Below are 725 nucleotides of genomic sequence, written 5' to 3'. Positions count from 1 at the left end.
GGGAGGGAGGGGGAAGGGGGGGAGGGGGGGGGGGGGGGGGGGGGGGGCGGGGGGGGGGGGGGGGGGGGGTGTGGGGGGGGGGGGGGGGGGGGGAGGGGGGGGGGGGAGAGGAGGGGGGAGGGGAAGAGAGGGGGGGAGGAGAAGAAAGGGGAAGAGGAGGAAAGGAGGAGGGAGGAGGAGAGAGGAGGGAAAAAGGAGAGAGAGAAGGAAGAGAGAGGGGGGGAGGAGAAAGGAGGAAGAGGAGGGGAGAAGAGAAGGAGAGAGAAGAAAGAGGGAGAGGAGGACGAGAAGAAAAGAAAAGAGAAAAGGGGAAGAGGAAGGGAGAGAGAAGGGAGAAAAAGTGAGAGGAGAGGAAGAGGAGGGGAGGGGAGGGGGAAGGGGGGAGGGACGGCTAGAAAGGGGAGGGAGAGACAGAGGGAGGAGGGGGGGGAGAGGGGAAAGAGAAAAAAGAAAAAGGGAAGAGAAGAGAAAGAAAGAGGAGAGAAAGGGAGGGAGGAAAAAGAAGAAGAGAAGAGAGAAGAAAGGAGAGAGAAGAGAGAAAGGGAAAGGAAGAGGGAGGAGAGGAGGAAGAAGGAAAGGGGGGGAGAGGGGAGAGGAGGAGGGAGGGGAAGAAGGAGGGGAAGAAGAGAGAGGAGAAAGAGAGAGAAAAGGAAGAGAAGGAAGAAAAGGAAAGAAAGGGAAGGGAGGGGGGGAGGAAGAAGAAAGAAAGTGCACCTCTCCACTGG

1 protein-coding gene is annotated in these 725 nt (G+C 59.6%); it reads left to right on the top strand.

Annotated features, from left to right (window positions below; genetic code table 11):
* The coding region (locus tag FSO04_RS49140; protein ID WP_199203125.1) for a hypothetical protein at positions 1–725 on the top strand (725 nt) is incomplete at both ends.

It is taken from the genome of Paraburkholderia madseniana (genome assembly GCF_009690905.1).
Classification (GTDB): domain Bacteria; phylum Pseudomonadota; class Gammaproteobacteria; order Burkholderiales; family Burkholderiaceae; genus Paraburkholderia; species Paraburkholderia madseniana.
This window is presented reverse-complemented; position numbering and strand designations above follow the sequence as displayed.